The sequence below is a fragment of the Nocardioides sp. zg-1230 genome (assembly GCF_013155335.1).
GTDB lineage: Bacteria > Actinomycetota > Actinomycetes > Propionibacteriales > Nocardioidaceae > Nocardioides.
On record NZ_JABJQZ010000001.1, the window covers coordinates 1,269,088 to 1,286,415 of the forward strand.

Sequence of the window (17,328 nt, forward strand, 5' to 3'; positions counted from 1 at the left end):
CTCACCCGCGTGCACGGGCGAGGATCTCCTCCACCACCTCGGACTTGGCGTCGGCGTAGTCCTGGATCCGCGTCCAGCTGCGGGCGGCGAGCCTGCGCTTCGTCTGCAGGTAGAGCTCACGATCGGCCCCGTCGGTCCGGAGGCGGTCCCGGAACGCCAGCATCCGCTCGCCCTCCTCCGACCCGACGGCGAAGACGTGCACCTGCACCTCGGGGTCGTATGCCCGGAAGAACCGGTGCTGGTGCCAGTCGGGCTCGCGGACGTGGAGCAGGAAGCCGGCCGCCTCCAGCGGTGCGACGTACGCCGGCTCGTCAGCCGGGTCAGGGACGAGGAGCAGGACGTCGAGGAACGGCTTCGCGTCCAGTCCGGGCACCGAGGTGGAGCCCACGTGCTCGACGACGACCGCGATCGGCCCCAGGGACTCGACGATGCGCGCCTCCACCTCGGCGTACTGGCGCGACCACGCGGGATCCGCGGGAGCAAGGTGGATCGGGCCGCTGTGGACACGCGGCGGACGGACGAACTCCGGTCCGGAGGTCATCCCCCGATGCTGGCACACGTCGCGAGCGGTCGCGGTGGTCCTGACCGGTCTTGCGGCCGTCGCCGCCGCGGCTGACGATGGACGGGAGTCCGTTCACGGGAGGTGGCGCGGTGGCCGCAGACCGGGTCGTGGCGCCCAGTACCGAGAGCGTGCTCGCCCTGAAGGGCCGCTCCCTGGGGCCGTCCGAGTGGTTCGCGATCGAGCAGGAGCGCGTGGACGCCTTCGCCCGCTCGGTCGACGAGTGGCACTGGGCCCACAACGACGTCGCGCTTGCGGCACGGGGCCCGTTCGGTGGCACCATCGGCTACGCCCACCTGACCCTCGGTCTCGTCCCGCACCTCTTCGCGTCGCTGCTCGCTGTCGCCGAGGGCGAGGATGCGATGTTCTACGGCTACAACAAGGTCCGCTTCCCGACCGCCGTCCCCGTCGGCTCGGCGATCCGCATGCGCGCCGACATCGTGGACGTGGTCGACCTCGGCTTCGGGGAGCAGCTCACCGTGGACCTCACCATCGAGATCGACGGCGTCGAGCGACCGGCGTGCGTGGCCCAGGCGCTCTTCCGGCACTACCCGGTGAAGGCGCCCGACTGAGACACCATGCAGGCAGTTCGGCGCCGATGCAGACCTGCTGAGCGTGGAGCCCACAGGCGGGCGCGCGAACTGCCTTCATGGTGCAGGCGTGGCCCGACCGTGGCGCAACGTAGGCAGTTCGCCCGCGCCGCTGGCCGAGATGGGCGTGGTCGGCGCGAGCGGCGGCTCGAACTGCCTACGTTGGTCCGCGCCTGTCAGCGCTGGAGCTCGACGGCCTCGGGGGTGTGGAGGCGGACCATGAACCGCCCGGCGTGGGCGGGCACGGAGTCCCGGGTCAGGCGGGAGACGACGACCATCGTGCAGAAGGACGCCGGCACCGACCAGGCGGCGGGCTGGCCGAGCATCGCCGACGCCCAGCCGGCGGACGGCGAGGCAGCCAGCGTCCATGCCACCGCGAAGCCCGAGCCCAGCCCGCCGACGAGGAGGCCCGCGACCGCCCCGGTCGGTGTCAGGCCCCGCCACCAGATGCCGAGCATCAGCAGCGGAGCGAAGGTCGAGGCGGTCACCGCGAACGCCAGGCCCACCGTCCGCGCGACCGCGACGTCCTGGGCGGGCAAGGACAGCAGCAGGGGTACGACGACCGCGATGGCCGCCGCGACCCGGAACGCCGCCACCCCGCCGAGCCGGCGCGACCCCCAGCGCCGCCCGGTCACGTCCTGCGACAGCACGCCGGCCACCGCGATCGTCAGCCCGGAGCTGGTGGACAGGAAGGCGGCGAACGCCCCGGCGGTGACGAGGCCGGTCAGCACGGCCCCCAGCGCACCGCCCACCATCAGCGACGGCAGCTCGAGCACGAGGACGTCCGACCGGCCGTCGACGAGGTGGGGCGCGTAGATGCGGCCGAGGGCGGCATACACCGGCGGCAGGACGTAGAAGATGCCCAGCAGCCCGAGCACCGCGAGCGTCGTCCGACGAGCCGCCCGGCCGTCGGGGTTGGTGTAGAACCGCACCACCACGTGCGGCAGGCCCATCGTGCCGAGGAACGTCGCGACGATGAGCGAGTACGTCGTGTAGAGGCCGATGCCGCCGCCGGGCGAGGCCAGCGGGATCGACCACGAGCGCGGCGCGGCGGCCGCGGGGTCGGCCGCGCCGTCGGCCATCCACACGGCGAGCAGCACGAAGACCGGCACGAGCAGGGCGGTGAGCTTGAGCCAGTACTGGAAGGCCTGCACGAAGGTGATCGACCGCATCCCGCCCGGGCTGACCGACGCCAGCACCACCACGGCGACGACGAGCGAGCCCGCCCAGGTCGGCGCTCCGATGGTGGACCGCAGCGTCACCCCGGCTCCCTGGAACTGCGGCAGCAGGTAGAGCCAGCCGATGCCGACGACCAGCACCGAGCACAGCTTGCGCACGCCCCGCGACCCCAGCCGCGCCTCGGCGAAGTCGGGCAGCGTGTAGGCGCCCGAGCGGCGCAGGGGAGCGGCGACGAGCACGAGCAGGACGAGGTAGCCCGCGGTCCAGCCGATCGGGTACCAGAGCATCTCCGCGCCGAAGGTCAGCAGCAGCCCGGCGACACCGAGGAACGACGCAGCCGAGAGGTACTCGCCGCCGATCGCGCTGGCGTTGAGCCGCGGGCGCACCGTCCGCGAGGCGACGAAGAAGTCGCTCGTCGTGCGCGAGATCCGCAGCCCCCAGGTGCCGATGACGAGCGTCGCCAGTGAGACCAGGACGACGGCGACGACGCCGGGGACGACGTCGGTGCTCACGGCTGGTCCTCGGAGCCGACCGACCCGACGAGGTCGGCGAAGTCGCGCTCGTGGTCCTCGGCGCGCCGGATGTAGAACCAGCCGAGCAGGACTAGCCACGGGTAGGCGAGGATCCCGAGCAGCAGCCACGCCAGCGGCATCTGCCCCACCCGCTCGTCACCGAGCGACGGGAACAGGTGGAAGAGCAGGGGCAGCAGCCCGAGCGTGAGTCCCAGCGCAGCGAGCACCCGCAGCGCGAGGAAGAGCTGCTCGCGCAGCAGGGAGCGCATGAAGACCTCGCCCAGGGCGGTCTCCGCGTCGATCTCGCGCGTGCCGACAGGGCGTACGACGTCCGCGCGACGACGCGGCGGCCCGGTCACCCGGACCCGTGGAGGCGGCTGGTCGCTCACGGCCACTCGCTCATGTTCGCCTCACGTCTCGCGGCGGGTGAGCACCGACCGCAGCTCGCGGGTGTGGCGGCGGCTCACCGGGAGCTCGGTGCCGGCGATGACGACGCTGACCCGCCCGCCCTCGCTGCGCACCTCCTCGACGTGGGGGAGCGCGACGAGCACGGAGCGGTGGATCCGGACGAAGCCGGCGGACGCCCACTGCTCCGCGAGGGAGGAGAGCGGGGTCCGGACGAGGTGCGAGCCGTCGGCGGTGTGGAGGCGCGCGTAGTCGCCCTGCGCCTCGACGTGGGTGATCTCCGAGCGGCTGATGAAGCGGGTTACGCCGCCGCGCTCGACCGGGATCTGCACGTCGCCGGACGGCGTCGGGCCGCCGGCCTCGACCACGCGGCGTACGGCCTCGGCGAGGCGCTCCTCGCGGACCGGCTTGAGGACGTAGTCGACGGCGCGGAGCTCGAAGGCCGCGACGGCGTGCTCCTCGTGCGCGGTCACGAAGACCACCGGCGGCGGGGACTTGAAGCGGGAGAGCACCTGGGCGAGGTCGAGGCCGGTGAGGCCGGGCATCTGGATGTCGAGGAACACCGCGTCGACCTCCTCGGCCTGCAGCACCCGCAGCGCCTCGGTCGCGGAGTCGCTGCCCCGCACCTCCCCGACGCGCGGGTCTCGGCCCAGCAGGAAGGTGAGCTCGTCGAGCGCGGGGCGCTCGTCGTCGATCACGAGGACCTTCAGAGCGTTCATACCTGCACCCCCGGGGCGAACTTCGGCACCCGGACGATCACCTTGGTGCCCGCGCCGGGTGCGGTCTCGACGACCAGACCGTAGTCGTCGCCGAACGCGTTGCGCAGCCGTGCGTCCACGTTCCCGAGCCCGACGGAGTCCATCGACGCGTCGCCGGCCAGCGCCTGTCGTACGCGCTCGGGATCCTCGCCCGAGCCGTCGTCCTCGACCTCGAGGACGCACTCCTGGTCGTGGTCGCGCGCGACGATCGAGAGGCGGCCGACGCCGTCGGCCTTGTCGGCGCTGGCCTCGAGCCCGTGGCGTACGGCGTTCTCCACGAGCGGCTGGATGCACAGGAACGGCACCGCTACGGGCAGCACCTCCGGCGCGACCTGCAGCGTGACCTGGAGCCGGTCGCCGAAGCGCGCCTGCTCGAGCAGCAGGTAGCGCTCGACGGAGCGGAGCTCCTCGGCGAGCGTCGTGTACTCGCCGTGGCGGCGGAAGGAGTAGCGGGTGAAGTCGGCGAACTCGAGCAGCAGCTCGCGGGCCCGGTCGGGGTCGGTGCGCACGAAGCTGGCGATCGCGCCGAGGGAGTTGTAGATGAAGTGCGGGCTGATCTGGGCCCGCAGCGCGCGCACCTCGGCCTCCATCAGCCGGTTGCGGGACAGGTCGAGCTCTGCGAGCTCGAGCTGGCCGCTGACCCACGACGCCACCTCGTCCGCGGCCCGGACCAGCCCGCCGGTGGTGTGCGGGGCGCCGACGACGAGGGCGCCGACGAGGGTGTCCTCGACCACGAGCGGGCTGACGATCGCCTGCCGGACCTGGCACCCGCCGTCGTCGCAGACCAGCGTGCGCTCGTCGACGATCATCGTGCGCCCGGTCTCCGCGACCTGGCCGATCGTGCCGGCCAGCTGCGAGCGGTGGTGGTTGCCGAGGCCGTCCCAGGCGAGCAGGCCGCTGGTGTCACCCAGGCCCGCGGCCGGCGTGCCCAGCAGGGCGCGGAGGTGGCGTACGGACCGCTCGGCGCTGGCGGTGGTCAGGCCCTCGCGCAGCGCCGGGCCGGCGAGGGAGGCGTTGTGCAGGGCGCGGAAGGCGGCGCGGTCGGCCTCCCCGCCCAGCGACGTACGCCGCCATCTCCACGCCATGCGCGGAGACTAACCGCCGACGACCCTCAGCGCTCGCACCGCTTCTCACGCTCGGTCCGGCAACGGTCGCGCCCGGAGCCACCGTCGGCGCGGTCGCGCCCTTCCCCACCGACCAGGTCGTCGCGGCCGGTGCCGCCGTCGAGCTGGTCGTCACCGTCGCGGCCCTCGATCTCGTCGTCGCCCGGCCCGCCGTGGAGGGCGCCGTCCCCGTCCGAGTCGTGCAGCACGTCCGCCCCGAGGCCGCCGTGCATCCGGCTCGATGCGTCGCAGTCGAAGGAGTAGTCCTCGAAGTAGCGGCCGGGGCGGTTGCCCAGGTAGTCGTCCCCCGCGTTGCCGTCGAGCTTGGCGAAGCAGGCCGAGGAGCCGAAGGAGTTGTCATGGTCGTCACCCAGGATCCGCACGGAGGGCGCCACCAGCGTGACGTCCTCGAGCCCGGTGACGGTTGCTGACCTGTCGTCGAGGAGCCAGCGGTCGCGGCGGAGGTTGACCGCCAGCCGACCTTCCGGCTGGGCCGCGATCAGCTGGTCCCGTCCGCGGCCCCCCTCGACGCTGCTGCCGGTCGCCACGGCGTCCGAGGGCTCGACGACGACCATGTCCCTCCCGCTGCCGGCATCGACCGTGAGGACGACCGGGGCCTGCCCGGGCCGGGACACGCAGACCAGGTCGTCGCCGCCGAGCGCCTCGATCGTGGTCGCCGTGCCGCTCACGATCACGTCGCGGCTCTCCGTGCCGATGACCGTCGGCCCGGTCCCCACGACGGTCGCGGGTCGGCCCAGGCAGGTCTCGGCGGCCGCGGCGGCCGGGCCGGCCCAGGTGGCCGGAGCGAGAAGGGCCAGGCCGAGCAGGCCGGCAGCGGTCAGTGACGTCGTACGACGCATGTGTTCCCCCGAGAACGTGGTGGTGGTCGCCGGTGAGATGCCTCCAGCGACCGGAAGGTTGCGGGTCAGCGGAAGTCGATGAGCAGCATGTCGGTGTCGGTGCCGTCGCTCACGACCGGACCGTCCGGCTGCTCGTCCTCCCCGGCCGGGCCGGTGTCGTCGCGGTCGACCACGACCGCGCGGTAGCAGCGCGTGACGTAGGGGACCTGCATGCCGTCCATGCCGCGGCCGTAGTCGTCGTAGAAGGCGCGCACCTCGACCAGGTGGCGCTCGCGCTCCTCGTCGTCCATCACCGCGAAGCTCGATCGCGAGCGCGCCATGTCGAGGATCGTCTCGCGGTTGACCTCCTGCCAGTGCTTGAAGCTCGCCTCCTCCATGAAGCCGAAGAGGTCGCTGTGCACGAGGTGCTCCGACGACGAGGTGTCGAGGTCCTGGCGGCCCAGGATGTCGCCCATCCGGCGAACCCACGGGATCCGCTCGTCGCGGCTGTTCCACACCAGCGCGACGTGGCCGCCCGGCTTGAGGACCCGGGCGATCTCGGGAAGGGCGACGTCGGGGTCGAACCAGTGGAACGCCTGCGCGACGACCACCACGTCGACCGACCGGTCGTTGGCGGGGATCGACTCGGCGGTGGCGACCTTGGCGCTCACCTCCGGCACCCGCCGGCGCAGGACCTCGAGCATCGCCTCGTCGGGCTCGGTCGCGAAGACCGCGTGGCCCTGGTCGACCAGCTCGCGCGTCAGCTTGCCCGTGCCCGCAGCCAGCTCCAGGACGACCTTTGCCTCGCCGCCGGCGAGCCACGCCACGGCCTCGGCGGGATAGGTCGGCCGGCCCCGGTCGTACGCCTCGGCGACGGCCCCGAAGGACCGCGCGCGGTCGGCGGTGGCTGGGGTCTCGGAGAGGTCGTCGCTCATCCGGGTCAGGCTACAAGCGACGGCGCGACGGTGCGTGCCCGTGGTGCAGCCGAACGCCTCAGGATCAGCGCTCGCAGCGCCGCTCTCGCTCGGCCGCGCACCGGTCCCGGCCCGCGGACCCGTCGGCCGTGTCTCGCCCAGCCCCGCCGCGCAGCCGGTCGCGACCCCCGTTGCCCCGCAGGACGTCGGAACCGTCGTCGCCGACCACGTGGTCCCGGCCGTCGCCGCCCTCGAGGACGTCCCGACCCGCCCCACCGGCCATGAGGTCGTTGCCGCCTCGACCCCGGACGTGGTCGCGCCCGTCGTCGCCCTGGAGCGAGTCGCCGCCGCCGGACCCGACCAGGTCGTCGTCACCGGGCCCGCCGTACATCGACACCGTCGTGGGGCACGGGAAGCGATCCGCGTCGAACCACGGGTCGCCGAGGACGAACCGGAGGCGGTCGTCGCCCCGCAGTCCGATGAGGCTCGCCGAGCAGGCATGCGCGCTGAGGGCGTTGTCCTCGTCGGTGCCGATGACGAGCACCGTCGGTGCGCCCAGGTGCGCGTCCTCGACCCCGTCGACAGAAGCGAGGACCTGGCCCTCGACGCTCAGCCGGTCGAGGTAACGCAGGTCGAGCTCGAGCGAGCCGGTGGGTCGACTTGCGGCGAGGTAGTCGTGACCGGGTCCGCCGTCGATGCTGCTGCCGGACGCGAGCGCGGTGCCCTCCAGCAAGACGAGGTCGTCGTCTGGCCCTGCGTCGACGTGCACGACCCGCGCGCCCACGCCCCCGTCCACGCAGACGATGTCGTCACCCCCGAGACCCAGCACCCGCTCGGCGGCGCCGGCCACGATGACGTCGGGACCGGGCGTCCCGGTGACCGTGGGCGTCGTGCCCTCCACCGTCGCGGACCGGCCTCCGCAGAGGACCGGCGCCATCCCCGCGCCCGTCGCGCTCCCCGACGTGACCACGACCAGGCCCGTCAGCACGCCGGCAAGGGCCACCCCGACCGTACGACGCACGCACGCTCCACCCATCTCGACTTCTCCCGTCACGACCGCCGACCGACCTGCCGTCATCGGCGCACCACCAGTGAGGACGCTCTGTCCGGCGTGGAAGTTGTCGCGACTACCGTCCTCCCCATGACCGACCCGCTCGCCTGGCTCACCGACCTCGAAGGGGTCCGCTCGGCCTACGCCGGCACCCGCGACGGGATCGACGTGATGCTGCGCGACCGCGGCCTGCGGCGTACGTCGCCGGAGCTGACCGCGGAGTCCCTGCTGCGCGGCGCCCACGCGAGCGCCGTGCTCGAGGGGTCGGTCGCCACGCTCGAGCAGGTGCGGGCGGGGGAGGGGGACGAGATCGCGGCCGACGCCGTCCGGTTGTCCGCCTCCATGCTGGCGCTCGCGCCGCTGCTCAAGACCGCGCCACTCCAGGCGATCGCGCGCCTGCACGCGGTCGTGGGGGCCGCGGCCCTCGCCCCCGAGGAGCTCGGACGTCCGCGCGACGCCGCGTCAGCCGACCGGCTGCGCGGGGTGGCGGAGCTGCTGCTCTCGGGCACCGAGGCGCCGGCCCTGCTGGTCGCCGCGGTCGCCCATGCCGACGTGGCGAGCGCGGCGCCGTTCGCCTCGCACAACGGCATCGTGGCCCGGGCACTGGAACGGCTGGTGCTGGTGTCGCGCGGCGTCGACGCCAAGTCGCTCGTCGTGCCGGAGGCCGGGCACCTGGCGCACCGGGCGGCGTACGAGTCCAACCTCCGCGCCTATCGCGACGGCGGGCCGAGCGGGGTGCACGCCTGGGCGCTCTACGGGGCCGAGGCCTTCAGCGCGGGCGCCGAGGCCTCACCGCTGCGCGGGTAGTCACGCAGCACCGTCCGCATGCGAGCGGCACCCGCTCACGTGGATCGGGTGCCGCCGCTGACACGTGATGCCTGGCTACCAAGCGTGCATTGTCTAATCGCTGCCTCGGGCAGATCCCGATCGGCCAGCACCCCATCGGATGGGTGGATCGCCGCGTGGGTACCCGGATCACGTGCTGCTGTGTAGTTCTGTCTCAGTTCTATCCCGGTCCCCGGCCACCTTCAAGGGTTGACTTTGCTGCCCGTCGATGGGTCCCGCTCAGGCCCCGTCGATCCTCCTGCGGCGGCTCGACCAGATGAGTCCGCCCGCGGCGACAGCGCCGCCGACAGCCAGGGCAGCGAGGGTCGGACGGGTCGCCGGCACGAGCAGTCGGCGGCGCAGCGCCACGGGCCGTACGAAGAGCAGCACCGGCCACTGCCTGGCGGTCGCGATGCGCCGCAGCTCCCGGTCGGGGTTCACTGCGAAGGGGTGACCGACGACCTCCAGCATGTGCACGTCGGTCACCGAGTCGCTGTAGGCGAAGCACTCCTCGAGGTCGTAGCCCACGGTCGCGGCGAGGTGCTCGATCGCGCGGGCCTTCTCCTCGGCGTAGGCGTAGTAGTCGATGTTGCCGGTGTACTTCCCGTCCACGATCTCCATGCGCGTCGCGATCACGCGGTCGGCGCCGAGCATCTCGCCGATCGGCTCGACCACCTCGACACCGGACGCCGAGACGATGACGATGTCGCGCCCGGCGGCGCGGTGCTCCTCGATCAGGGTGACCGCCTCGTCGTAGACGAGCGGCTCGACGATCGTGGTGAGGGTCTCGTGGACGATGTCGCGCACGGTCGCGACGTCCCAGCCCGCGCACAGCTGCGACATGAACTCACGCATCTTGTCCATCTGGTCGTGGTCGGCGCCGCCGGTGAAGAAGACGAACTGGGCGTACGCCGAGCGCAGCATCGCGCGTCGTGAGATGAGCCCGCCCGCCTGGAACTCGCGGCTGAAGGCCAACGTGCTCGACTTGGCGATGATCGTCTTGTCGAGATCGAAGAAGGCCGCTTGGGGGCGGGGCATGCGGCCATCGTAGGGGCCTCGCGGGGCGGAGCCCGGTGCTTCGGCGGGCCAGCAGGCGTCCACAGGCGGCCTCGGTCGGTCGTCGTCCACAGGCCGTGCCCGGGAGGGCTGTCGGGCGTCGGTGCCGGCGTCGACGCTCGGAGCATGCCCGTCCTCCTGATCACCCGGTCCCCGTCCGTCCACGACTCGGTCGTCCCCCTCTGTGCGGCGGCGGGGGTCGGGGCAGAGGTCTGCGCCGAGCCCTCCCTGTCCCTGGCCGCCTGGCGCGAGGCCGACCTCGTGCTGGTCGGCGACGACCTGGCGAGCACGCTCGTGGCACTGGCACCACCGAGGCGCGCGGGCGTCCACGTGGTCGGTGTCGGGGTCGGCGACGTCGCCTTCCGGCACGCCGTCGAGCTGGGCGCGGCGTCCGTCCTCGACCTGCCCGCGGGCGCGGACTGGCTCTGCGACGAGCTCGCCGACGTCGGCGAGCAGGCCTCGCCGGGGCGCCTCGTCGGCGTCGTGGGCGGGGCCGGTGGGGCGGGTGCCACGACGCTCGCGTGCGCCCTCGCCCAGTCGCACGCGACGCGCGCGTCCACGCTGCTCGTCGACACCGATCCGCTCGGGCCCGGACTCGACCGGCTGCTCGGCATGGAGGACCTCCCCGGTGTCAGGTGGGAGGCCCTGGCCGAGACAGCAGGCCGCCTCGGGGCCCGAGCCCTGCGGGAGGGGGTGCCGCGGCGCGACCACCTCGGCGTGCTCACCTGGTCGGGCCTACGACGCCGGCTCGACCTCGCGGCGGCTCGCCGCGTCCTCCCGGCCGCGGTGCTCGGTCACGACCTCGTCGTCGTCGACCTCGCCCGGCAGGGCGGGGTGCAGCTGGCCGAGCTGGTCGACCGGTGCGACGACCTGCTGGTGGTGACCCCCGCGACCGTGCCCGGCCTGGCGGCGGCCGCCCGCCTCGTCGCCGACCTGGGTCGCGACGGCCGGGCCGGGCTGGTGCTGCGACCGGGTGCCCTGAGCGACGCCGACGCCGAGCGGGTGACGGGCCTGCCGGTCGTGGCCGCCGTCGCCGACCAGCGCGGCGTGGCCGCCTCGGTCGACCGCGGCCTCGGTCCGCTGCCGGCGAGGGGCCCGCTCGCCCGCGCGGCCCGCGCCCTCCTGACGGACGCCGCATGAACACCCCACGCCGTTCTCCGGCTCCGCTGCGCTCCCCCGCCGGACAACGCCGTGGGGACCCCGCATGAGCGCCCCGGTCCCGACAGCGGTGCTCGACGACGTACGCCGTCGGCTGGCCGGGTCGGCCGGCGAGCTGACCCCGCACCGGGTCGCCGAGGCGCTGCGGGCCTCCGGGTCGCCGGTCGGTGACGCGACGGTGCTCGCGGTCCACGACCTGCTCCGGCGAGACGTGCTCGGCGCCGGACCGCTGGAGGACCTGCTCCGCCTGCCCGACGTCACCGACGTCCTGGTCAACGGCCCCGACGAGGTCTGGATCGACCGCGGCGGCGGGCTCGAGCGCGCAGCGGTGTCGTTCCCCGACGACGCCGCGGTGCGCCGCCTCGCCCAACGGCTCGCCGCATCGGCCGGGCGGCGCCTGGACGACGCCACCCCGCACGCCGACGTACGCCTCCCCGACGGCACGCGCTTCCACGCCGTGCTGGCCCCGGTGGCGAGGTCGGGCACCGTGCTGTCGCTGCGGGTGCCGCGCGGGCGGGTGTGGACCCTCCCGGAGCTGGTGACGGCGGGAGCCGTGCCGCCCGACGGTGCGTTCCTGCTGGAGGAGATCGTCGACTCGCGGTGCGCCTTCCTCGTCACCGGCGGCACGGGCACCGGCAAGACATCGGTGCTCTCCGCGCTGCTGTCGCTCGTCGACCCCGGCGAGCGCATCGTCCTCGTCGAGGACGCCAGCGAGCTCCGCCCCGACCACCCGCACGTCGTCGCCCTCGAGGGACGCCCGGCCAACATCGAGGGCGCCGGGGAGATCTCGTTGCAGCTGCTGGTGCGGCAGGCGCTGCGGATGCGGCCCGACCGCCTGGTGGTCGGCGAGGTGCGCGGGGCCGAGGTCGTCGACCTGCTCGCCGCGCTCAACACGGGGCACGGGGGAGGGTGCGGCACGCTCCACGCCAACTCGGCCGCCGACGTGCCCGCGCGGGTCGAGGCGTTGTCCCTCGCCGCGGGCCTGCCGCGCTCGGCGGCGCACAGCCAGCTCGCCTCGGCGCTCGACGTCGTCATCCACCTCGGTCGCGGGAGGGACGGACGGCGCCGCGTTCTCGAGCTCGGGGTGCCCGAGCGCGACGAGTCCGGCCACGTCGCCCTCCGCACCGCCGCGACGTTCGAGGCCGACCGCGTCGTGCGCGGCCCTGCAGCCGGCGCCCTCGCCGCGCGGCTCCGGTCGGTGGCGTGGTGACCGGATGGCTCGCGGCGCTGCTGCTCGGGGCCGCGGTCGTAGTGGCCGTGCCGGGCGCGCGGCCTGCCCTGGGCCCGCGGGCGCGTGGCCGCAGGGAACCGCCGCCGCCGTGGCACTGGACCGTTCCCGTTCCGATCGTGGCCCGGCGCAGGCGCGCCGCGGCCGACCAGGCGGCGGTGCTGGAGGTGTGTGACCTCCTGGCCGCCGACCTCGCCGCAGGCCGTCCGCCCGAGGCCGCCCTCGCCGCCGGGGCCGACAGGTGGCCGCCGCTGCTTCCGGTCGTGGAGGCGCTGCGGCTGGGTTCCGACGTCCCCGAGGCGATGCGCCGGCTGGCCTCCGAGCGGCGGGGCGCAGCCGACCTCCACTGGGTGGCCGGGGCGTGGCAGGTGGCCCAGCACTCCGGTCACGGCCTCGCCGCAGCGCTCGAGCGGACGGCTGCCGGGCTGCGTGCCCGACGTCGCACGCGTCGCCTCGTGGACTCGGAGCTGGCCTCGGCCCGGTCCACGGCCCGCCTCGTCGCCTGCCTGCCCATCGCCGTGCTCCTCATGGGATCCGGCGCCGGCTCCGACCCGTGGTCCTTCCTCATCGCGACCCCAGTCGGGTGGGCCTGCGGTGTCGTCGGGCTGGCCCTCGTCGGGCTCGGCCTGTGGTGGATCGGGCGGCTCGCGGACCGGGCGGCGGCGCCGTGACCTGGCTGGCAGTCGCGTGTGCGGCTCTGGCGGTCGCGGCCCTGCTGCCGTCCGCTCCGCGCGGCGTGCGTCGGCGCTCGTCCGTGACGCCCGGACTGCGTCCGCTCGCAGTGGGTGGCGTCGCGATCGGTGCCTGGCTCGTCGTGGGCGGGGTCGTCGGGGTCCTGGTGGCGGTTGCGGCGGGCGTCGCCGCCCGTCGGGTGCTCGTGGCGGCCGAGGCTCCGTCGACCCGTCGCGAGCGGGACGAGGTGGAGCGGACCCTGCCGCACCTCGTGGACCTCTTCGCCGCGACCCTGCGTGCCGGCTCCGCACCCGTCGCCGGACTGGCCCAGGTCTGCGCCGCGCTCCCGGGCGCGGCCGCGGACCGGTTGGTGCCGGTCGTCGAGCAGTCGCGGTGGGGAGCCTCCGGAGTCGAGGCCTGGTCGAGCGTCGTCGACGATCCCGAGCTGGCGCCCCTGGCGCGTGCGATGGTCCGTTCGCAGGTGTCCGGGGCGTCGGTCGTCCAGAGCGTGGAGCGGCTCGCCGATGAGCTCCAGCGGGAGTCGCTCGCCCGTGCCGAGGACGCGGCCCGGCGTGTGGGGGTGGCCGCGGCGATCCCGCTCGGCGCCTGCCTGCTCCCCGCCTTCATGCTGCTCGGCGTCGTGCCCACCGTGGCGTCGCTCTTCGGCTCGGTGACGCCGTGAGGGGCCACCGGGCGTCCACAGGGCGGTCGGTCCGGGCGTCCTCCACAGGCTCGCCGCCGCGGTCGTGCGGGCGGGCCGCGGTCCTCGCAGGCTGGACGTCGGTCGGGGTTCATCCGGAGCCCCACGACGACAGGGGAACCGATGAAGCTCACGCACCTCGCACGCAGCAGGTCCACCAGCAGGCCCGGCAGGGCCGGCACCAGGTCCGGCAGGTCCAGCCGGCCGGAGATGGAGGCCGGCATCACCACGGCGGAGTACGCCGTGGGGACCGCCGCCGGGGCCGGGTTCGCCGGGCTGCTCTACACGCTGCTCACCGGCGCCTTCGGCGACCAGCTGCTCGAGCGGATGTTCAAGCACGTCATGAGCCTGCTCGGCATCGGCTGATGTCCGTGGGGTCTCGCGGGGGACGGTCCCGGGGCGAGGCGGGTGCGGCGACGGCCGAGCTCGCGATCGGCATCCCGCTCCTCGTCGCGCTGACCGCCGGCCTGGTGTGGATGCTGGCGGTGGGAGCCGCGCAGGTCCGCGTCATCGACGCCTCCCGCGAGGCCGCCCGCGCCGTCGCCCGTGGTGACGACCCCACCTCGGCCCAGGGCGTGGCCGCGCGCATAGCTCCCGAGGGGGCGCGCGTCCGGGTCGAGGTCGGAGAGACCGAGGTGGTGGTGACCACCACCGCCCGGGTCAGCGGCCCGGGCGGCCTGCTCGGCTCGCTGCCGGGTGTGACGGTGACCGCCGACGCCATGGCCGTGGTGGAGGAGTCGTGACACCTCGAGGCCCGGCCGAGGGCGAGGAGGGGGCGGCGACCGTGCTCGTGGTGGCGATGGCGGGCGTGTTGCTGTTCGTGATGGTCGGCCTGGCCGCCGCCGGAGGCCTCGTGACGGCCCAGCGCCGAGCCCAGGCCGCAGCGGACCTCGCCGCCCTCGCGGGAGCCTCAGCGCTCGCCGCGCTCAGCGGGCCGACGGACCCGTGCGCCGCCGCAGCCCGGGTCGCCGTCGCCAACGCAGCCGCGCTCGACGCGTGCGCTCCCGACGGTCGCACGGTGCGCATCACCGTGTCGGTCGACGGCCCGGACGTCCCCTGGCGGGAGGTGAGGGTGACGGCCGAGGCGCGCGCCGGCCCCGGCTGAGTCAGACGGTGTCGCGGCGTTCGGGCTCGTCGTCGGTGCGGCGCTCGGCCTCGACCCGCTCGAGCTTCTGATTGAGCTCGGTCAGCTCCTTGCGCTCGCGGCGGTGCGCCAGGCTGCGCTTGGTGCCCCACTTGAGGATCGCGAAGCCCCACAGGATGGCGGCGCCCGCAGCCACACCGACCAGGAACGACTCGAGCGTGCTGACGCTGAAGCCGAGGAGCTCGCCGCCCGACCCGGGCTCGCTGACGAAGAGGGCGGAGAGCACGGCGATGCCGCCGAGGATCATGAGGCCGAGACCGAGGATCACCATGAGGTGAATCTAGCCCTAGCCACCAGCGCGCGGTGCCCCCGAGAGGAGGGCGTCGAGGAGGGAGATGGCGCCGGCCTTGTCGAGCGGGTTGTTCTGGTTGCCGCACTTGGGTGACTGGATGCACGACGGGCAGCCGCTTGCGCACTCACAGCTCGCGATCGCCTCGCGGGTGGCGGTGAGCCAGGCGACGGCCGTGCGGAAGCCGCGCTCGGAGAACCCGGCCCCGCCCGGGTGGCCGTCGTAGACGAACACGGTGAGCAGCCCGGTGTCGGCGTGGCGGGCCGTCGAGACACCGCCGATGTCCCAGCGGTCGCAGGTGGCGAACAGGGGGAGGAGGCCGATCGAGCAGTGCTCGGCGGCATGTGCCGCGCCCGGCACGTCGAGCGCGGCGAGCCCGGTCTCGGCGACCACGTCGTCGGGCACCGTCCACCACACCGCCGTCGTCCGCAGGGTTCGCTCGGGCAGGTCGAGGGGCTCCTCCGAGAGCACCTCGCCTCCGGGCTGTCGCCGCTTGAGGAAGGAGACCACCTGGTGGGAGACGTCGACCTCGCCCAGGGCGAGGTCGCAGCCGGCCCACGACCGGCGCTCGCGCGTCGCGACGATGCTGATGTCGGTGACCTCGCGGGCGGTGGTGCTGTAGGACGGCTCGTCGCGCCGCATGGTCGCCACGTGGTGCTCGAGGTCGAGGTCCTCGACCAGCCAGGTCTCGCCCTGGTGCACGTAGACCGCGCCGGGATGGGCTTGGTTGTGGGCGCCGCCGGCATCGACCGTGCCGACGACCCGGCCGGTGCCGGCCTCGATCAGCTGGACCGGCGACCCGCCGGCGGACCGGATGTCCGCCAGGTCGGCCGCCCGGCTGCGGTCGGTCCAGAACCACCCGCGCGGGCGACGCCGCAGCAGCCCGAGCGTCGTCAGTTCGTCGACCACCTCGCGGGCGGTGGGCCCGAAGAGCGGCAGGTCGGCCTCGGTGAGCGGCTGCTCCTGCGCGGCCGCGCAGAGGTGTGGGCCCATGACGTGCGGGTTCGACGGGTCGAAGACCGACGCCTCGACCGGAGCACCGATGAGCTTGTCGGGGTGGGTGACCAGGTACGTGTCGAGCGGGTCGTCCTTGGCCACCAGGACACCGAGCGCGTCCTGGGCGCCGCGCCCGGCCCGTCCGACCTGCTGCCAGAACGCCGCGCGAGTCCCCGGGAACCCTGCGATGAGCACGGCGTCGAGCCCGCTGATGTCGATGCCGAGCTCGAGGGCGTTGGTCGCGGCCAGCCCGACCAGGTCGCCGCGGCGCAGCGCCGCCTCCAGTGCCCGCCGCTCCTCGGGGAGGTAGCCGCCGCGGTAGGCCGCGATCCGGCCCGGCAACGACGGGTCGACCTCCGCCAGCAGCTCGGCGGCGGACAGGGCGACCTGCTCGGCGCCCCGCCGCGACCGGATGAAGGCCAGGGTGCGCACGTCCTCCGCCACGAGGTCGGCGAGCAGGTCGGCGACCTCCGACGACGCTGCCCGGCGCACGGGCGCGCCGTTCTCCCCGGCGTGGGAGGTGAAGGGCGGCTCCCAGAGCAGCAGCGACACCTGCCCGCGCGGGGAGTCGTCGCGGGTCAGCGCGACCACGTCGAGCCCGGTCAGCCGCCCCGCGGTGACCTCCGGCTCCGCGACGGTCGCCGAGGCGAGCACGAACGTCGGGTGGGCGCCGTAGAGCGCGCACACCCGGCGCAGCCGGCGCAGCACGTGGGAGACGTGCGCCCCGAACACGCCGCGGTAGTGGTGGCACTCGTCGACCACGACGTACTGCAGCGACCCGAGCAGCCGCGACCACCGGTGGTGGGAGGGCAGCAGCGAGCGGTGGAGCATGTCGGGGTTGGTGAGGACGTACTCGCCGAAGTCGCGCGTCCAGTCGCGCTCCTCGCGCGAGCTGTCGCCGTCGTGCGCCGCGAGGCGTACGTCGAGGCCGAGCGACGACAGCCCGGCGAGCTGGTCGTGGGCCAGCGCCTTGGTCGGGGCGAGATAGAGCACCGACGCACCGCGCTCACCACGCGGCCCGCGGGCCGCTCGGATCGCGGACAGGGCCGGGAGCTGGTACGCCAGCGACTTGCCCGACGCCGTGCCTGTGGCGACGATCACGTGGTCGCCGGCGTGGGCCGCGTCGGCCGCCACCACCTGGTGGCGCCACGGTCGCGCCACCCCCTGTGCGGCGAAGGCGCCCCGGACGTCGTCGGGCACCCACGCAGGCCAGTCCTCGTGCACCGCCTCCCGCGCCGGCAGCACCTCGAGGTGGCGCAGCCGGTCCTCGCGTCCGGGCACGCCAGCGAGCCGACGTACCAGCACGTCGACCGGTGGCACGACGCCGGGGCGGGAGGGGTTCACCCGCGC

Annotated in this window: 20 protein-coding genes; 9 read left to right on the plus strand and 11 right to left on the minus strand. The window is 74.4% G+C overall.

Annotation, left to right across the window (positions count from 1 at the left end; genetic code table 11):
• Position 1: 1 nt before the first annotated feature.
• On the minus strand, positions 2-541 hold the full coding sequence (locus tag HOO61_RS06195) for a GrpB family protein (protein WP_172257734.1): 540 nt from the start codon (positions 539-541) through the stop codon (positions 2-4).
• 110 nt (positions 542-651) lie between these two features.
• Here HOO61_RS06195 and HOO61_RS06200 point away from each other — a divergent pair, with 110 nt between their 5' ends.
• Positions 652-1,131: a MaoC family dehydratase gene (locus HOO61_RS06200; protein WP_216658560.1), complete on the plus strand. Its 480-nt coding sequence runs from the start codon at positions 652-654 to the stop codon at positions 1,129-1,131.
• A gap of 194 nt (positions 1,132-1,325) precedes the next feature.
• Here the strand turns inward: HOO61_RS06200 and HOO61_RS06205 are convergent, their stop codons facing one another.
• The 7 genes from HOO61_RS06205 to HOO61_RS06235 form a co-directional block, all read right to left on the minus strand.
• Complete coding sequence (locus tag HOO61_RS06205; RefSeq protein WP_172257736.1) at positions 1,326-2,840, minus strand: cation acetate symporter; 1,515 nt, start codon at positions 2,838-2,840, stop codon at positions 1,326-1,328.
• Positions 2,837-3,229 carry a hypothetical protein gene (locus HOO61_RS06210; RefSeq protein ID WP_216658561.1) on the minus strand — a complete coding sequence of 131 codons (393 nt, stop codon included), beginning with the start codon at positions 3,227-3,229 and terminating at the stop codon, positions 2,837-2,839. Before HOO61_RS06210 ends, HOO61_RS06205 begins: the two co-directional genes overlap by 4 nt.
• Before the next feature lie 21 nt (positions 3,230-3,250).
• Complete coding sequence (locus tag HOO61_RS06215; RefSeq protein WP_172257738.1) at positions 3,251-3,964, minus strand: LytTR family DNA-binding domain-containing protein; 714 nt, start codon at positions 3,962-3,964, stop codon at positions 3,251-3,253.
• Positions 3,961-5,088, minus strand: coding sequence for a sensor histidine kinase (locus HOO61_RS06220; protein ID WP_172257739.1), 1,128 nt, complete (start codon positions 5,086-5,088; stop codon positions 3,961-3,963). Before HOO61_RS06220 ends, HOO61_RS06215 begins: the two co-directional genes overlap by 4 nt.
• A 26-nt stretch (positions 5,089-5,114) precedes the next feature.
• Entirely contained in the window at positions 5,115-5,966 is an 852-nt protein-coding gene (locus tag HOO61_RS06225; protein ID WP_172257740.1) for a calcium-binding protein, read from the minus strand.
• 65 nt (positions 5,967-6,031) lie between these two features.
• The gene (locus HOO61_RS06230; RefSeq protein ID WP_172257741.1) at positions 6,032-6,880 is read right to left on the minus strand and encodes a class I SAM-dependent methyltransferase; all 849 of its coding nucleotides are present in this window, start codon (positions 6,878-6,880) and stop codon (positions 6,032-6,034) included.
• A 64-nt stretch (positions 6,881-6,944) separates the two neighbouring features.
• Positions 6,945-7,895, minus strand: a complete 951-nt coding sequence (locus HOO61_RS06235; RefSeq protein ID WP_172257742.1) for a calcium-binding protein — start codon at positions 7,893-7,895, stop codon at positions 6,945-6,947.
• A gap of 105 nt (positions 7,896-8,000) precedes the next feature.
• Here HOO61_RS06235 and HOO61_RS06240 point away from each other — a divergent pair, with 105 nt between their 5' ends.
• Positions 8,001-8,717, plus strand: a complete 717-nt coding sequence (locus tag HOO61_RS06240) for an oxidoreductase (protein WP_172257743.1) — start codon at positions 8,001-8,003, stop codon at positions 8,715-8,717.
• A 258-nt stretch (positions 8,718-8,975) separates the two neighbouring features.
• Here HOO61_RS06240 and HOO61_RS06245 read toward each other — a convergent pair whose 3' ends face one another.
• Positions 8,976-9,773, minus strand: coding sequence for an HAD family phosphatase (locus HOO61_RS06245; RefSeq protein WP_172257744.1), 798 nt, complete (start codon positions 9,771-9,773; stop codon positions 8,976-8,978).
• Between the two features lie 144 nt (positions 9,774-9,917).
• Here HOO61_RS06245 and ssd point away from each other — a divergent pair, with 144 nt between their 5' ends.
• The 7 genes from ssd (at position 9,918) to HOO61_RS06280 (ending at position 14,654) form a co-directional block, all read left to right on the plus strand.
• Entirely contained in the window at positions 9,918-10,931 is a 1,014-nt protein-coding gene (gene ssd / locus HOO61_RS06250; protein WP_172257745.1) for a septum site-determining protein Ssd, read from the plus strand.
• Between the two features lie 64 nt (positions 10,932-10,995).
• Complete coding sequence (locus HOO61_RS06255; RefSeq protein WP_172257746.1) at positions 10,996-12,159, plus strand: TadA family conjugal transfer-associated ATPase; 1,164 nt, start codon at positions 10,996-10,998, stop codon at positions 12,157-12,159.
• A complete protein-coding gene (locus HOO61_RS06260) occupies positions 12,153-12,848 on the plus strand; it encodes a type II secretion system F family protein (protein ID WP_172257747.1) in 696 nt (231 codons plus the stop codon). The genes HOO61_RS06255 and HOO61_RS06260 overlap by 7 nt, the downstream gene beginning before the upstream one ends.
• Positions 12,845-13,531 carry a type II secretion system F family protein gene (locus HOO61_RS06265; RefSeq protein ID WP_172257748.1) on the plus strand — a complete coding sequence of 229 codons (687 nt, stop codon included), beginning with the start codon at positions 12,845-12,847 and terminating at the stop codon, positions 13,529-13,531. Before HOO61_RS06260 ends, HOO61_RS06265 begins: the two co-directional genes overlap by 4 nt.
• A gap of 141 nt (positions 13,532-13,672) precedes the next feature.
• Positions 13,673-13,915, plus strand: a complete 243-nt coding sequence (locus tag HOO61_RS24025; protein WP_172257749.1) for a DUF4244 domain-containing protein — start codon at positions 13,673-13,675, stop codon at positions 13,913-13,915.
• Complete coding sequence (locus tag HOO61_RS06275; RefSeq protein WP_172257750.1) at positions 13,915-14,292, plus strand: TadE family protein; 378 nt, start codon at positions 13,915-13,917, stop codon at positions 14,290-14,292. Before HOO61_RS24025 ends, HOO61_RS06275 begins: the two co-directional genes overlap by 1 nt.
• On the plus strand, positions 14,289-14,654 hold the full coding sequence (locus HOO61_RS06280) for an Rv3654c family TadE-like protein (protein WP_216658562.1): 366 nt from the start codon (positions 14,289-14,291) through the stop codon (positions 14,652-14,654). Before HOO61_RS06275 ends, HOO61_RS06280 begins: the two co-directional genes overlap by 4 nt.
• Before the next feature lies 1 nt (position 14,655).
• On the opposite strand, the gene HOO61_RS06285 is transcribed toward HOO61_RS06280, so the two are convergent.
• Both HOO61_RS06285 and HOO61_RS06290 read right to left on the minus strand, forming a co-directional pair.
• On the minus strand, positions 14,656-14,964 hold the full coding sequence (locus HOO61_RS06285) for a hypothetical protein (protein ID WP_172257751.1): 309 nt from the start codon (positions 14,962-14,964) through the stop codon (positions 14,656-14,658).
• Positions 14,965-14,979: 15 nt separating this feature from the next.
• Positions 14,980-17,322 (minus strand): DEAD/DEAH box helicase, encoded by a 2,343-nt coding sequence (locus HOO61_RS06290; RefSeq protein ID WP_367650044.1) that lies wholly within the window; start codon positions 17,320-17,322, stop codon positions 14,980-14,982.
• Positions 17,323-17,328 lie beyond the last annotated feature (6 nt).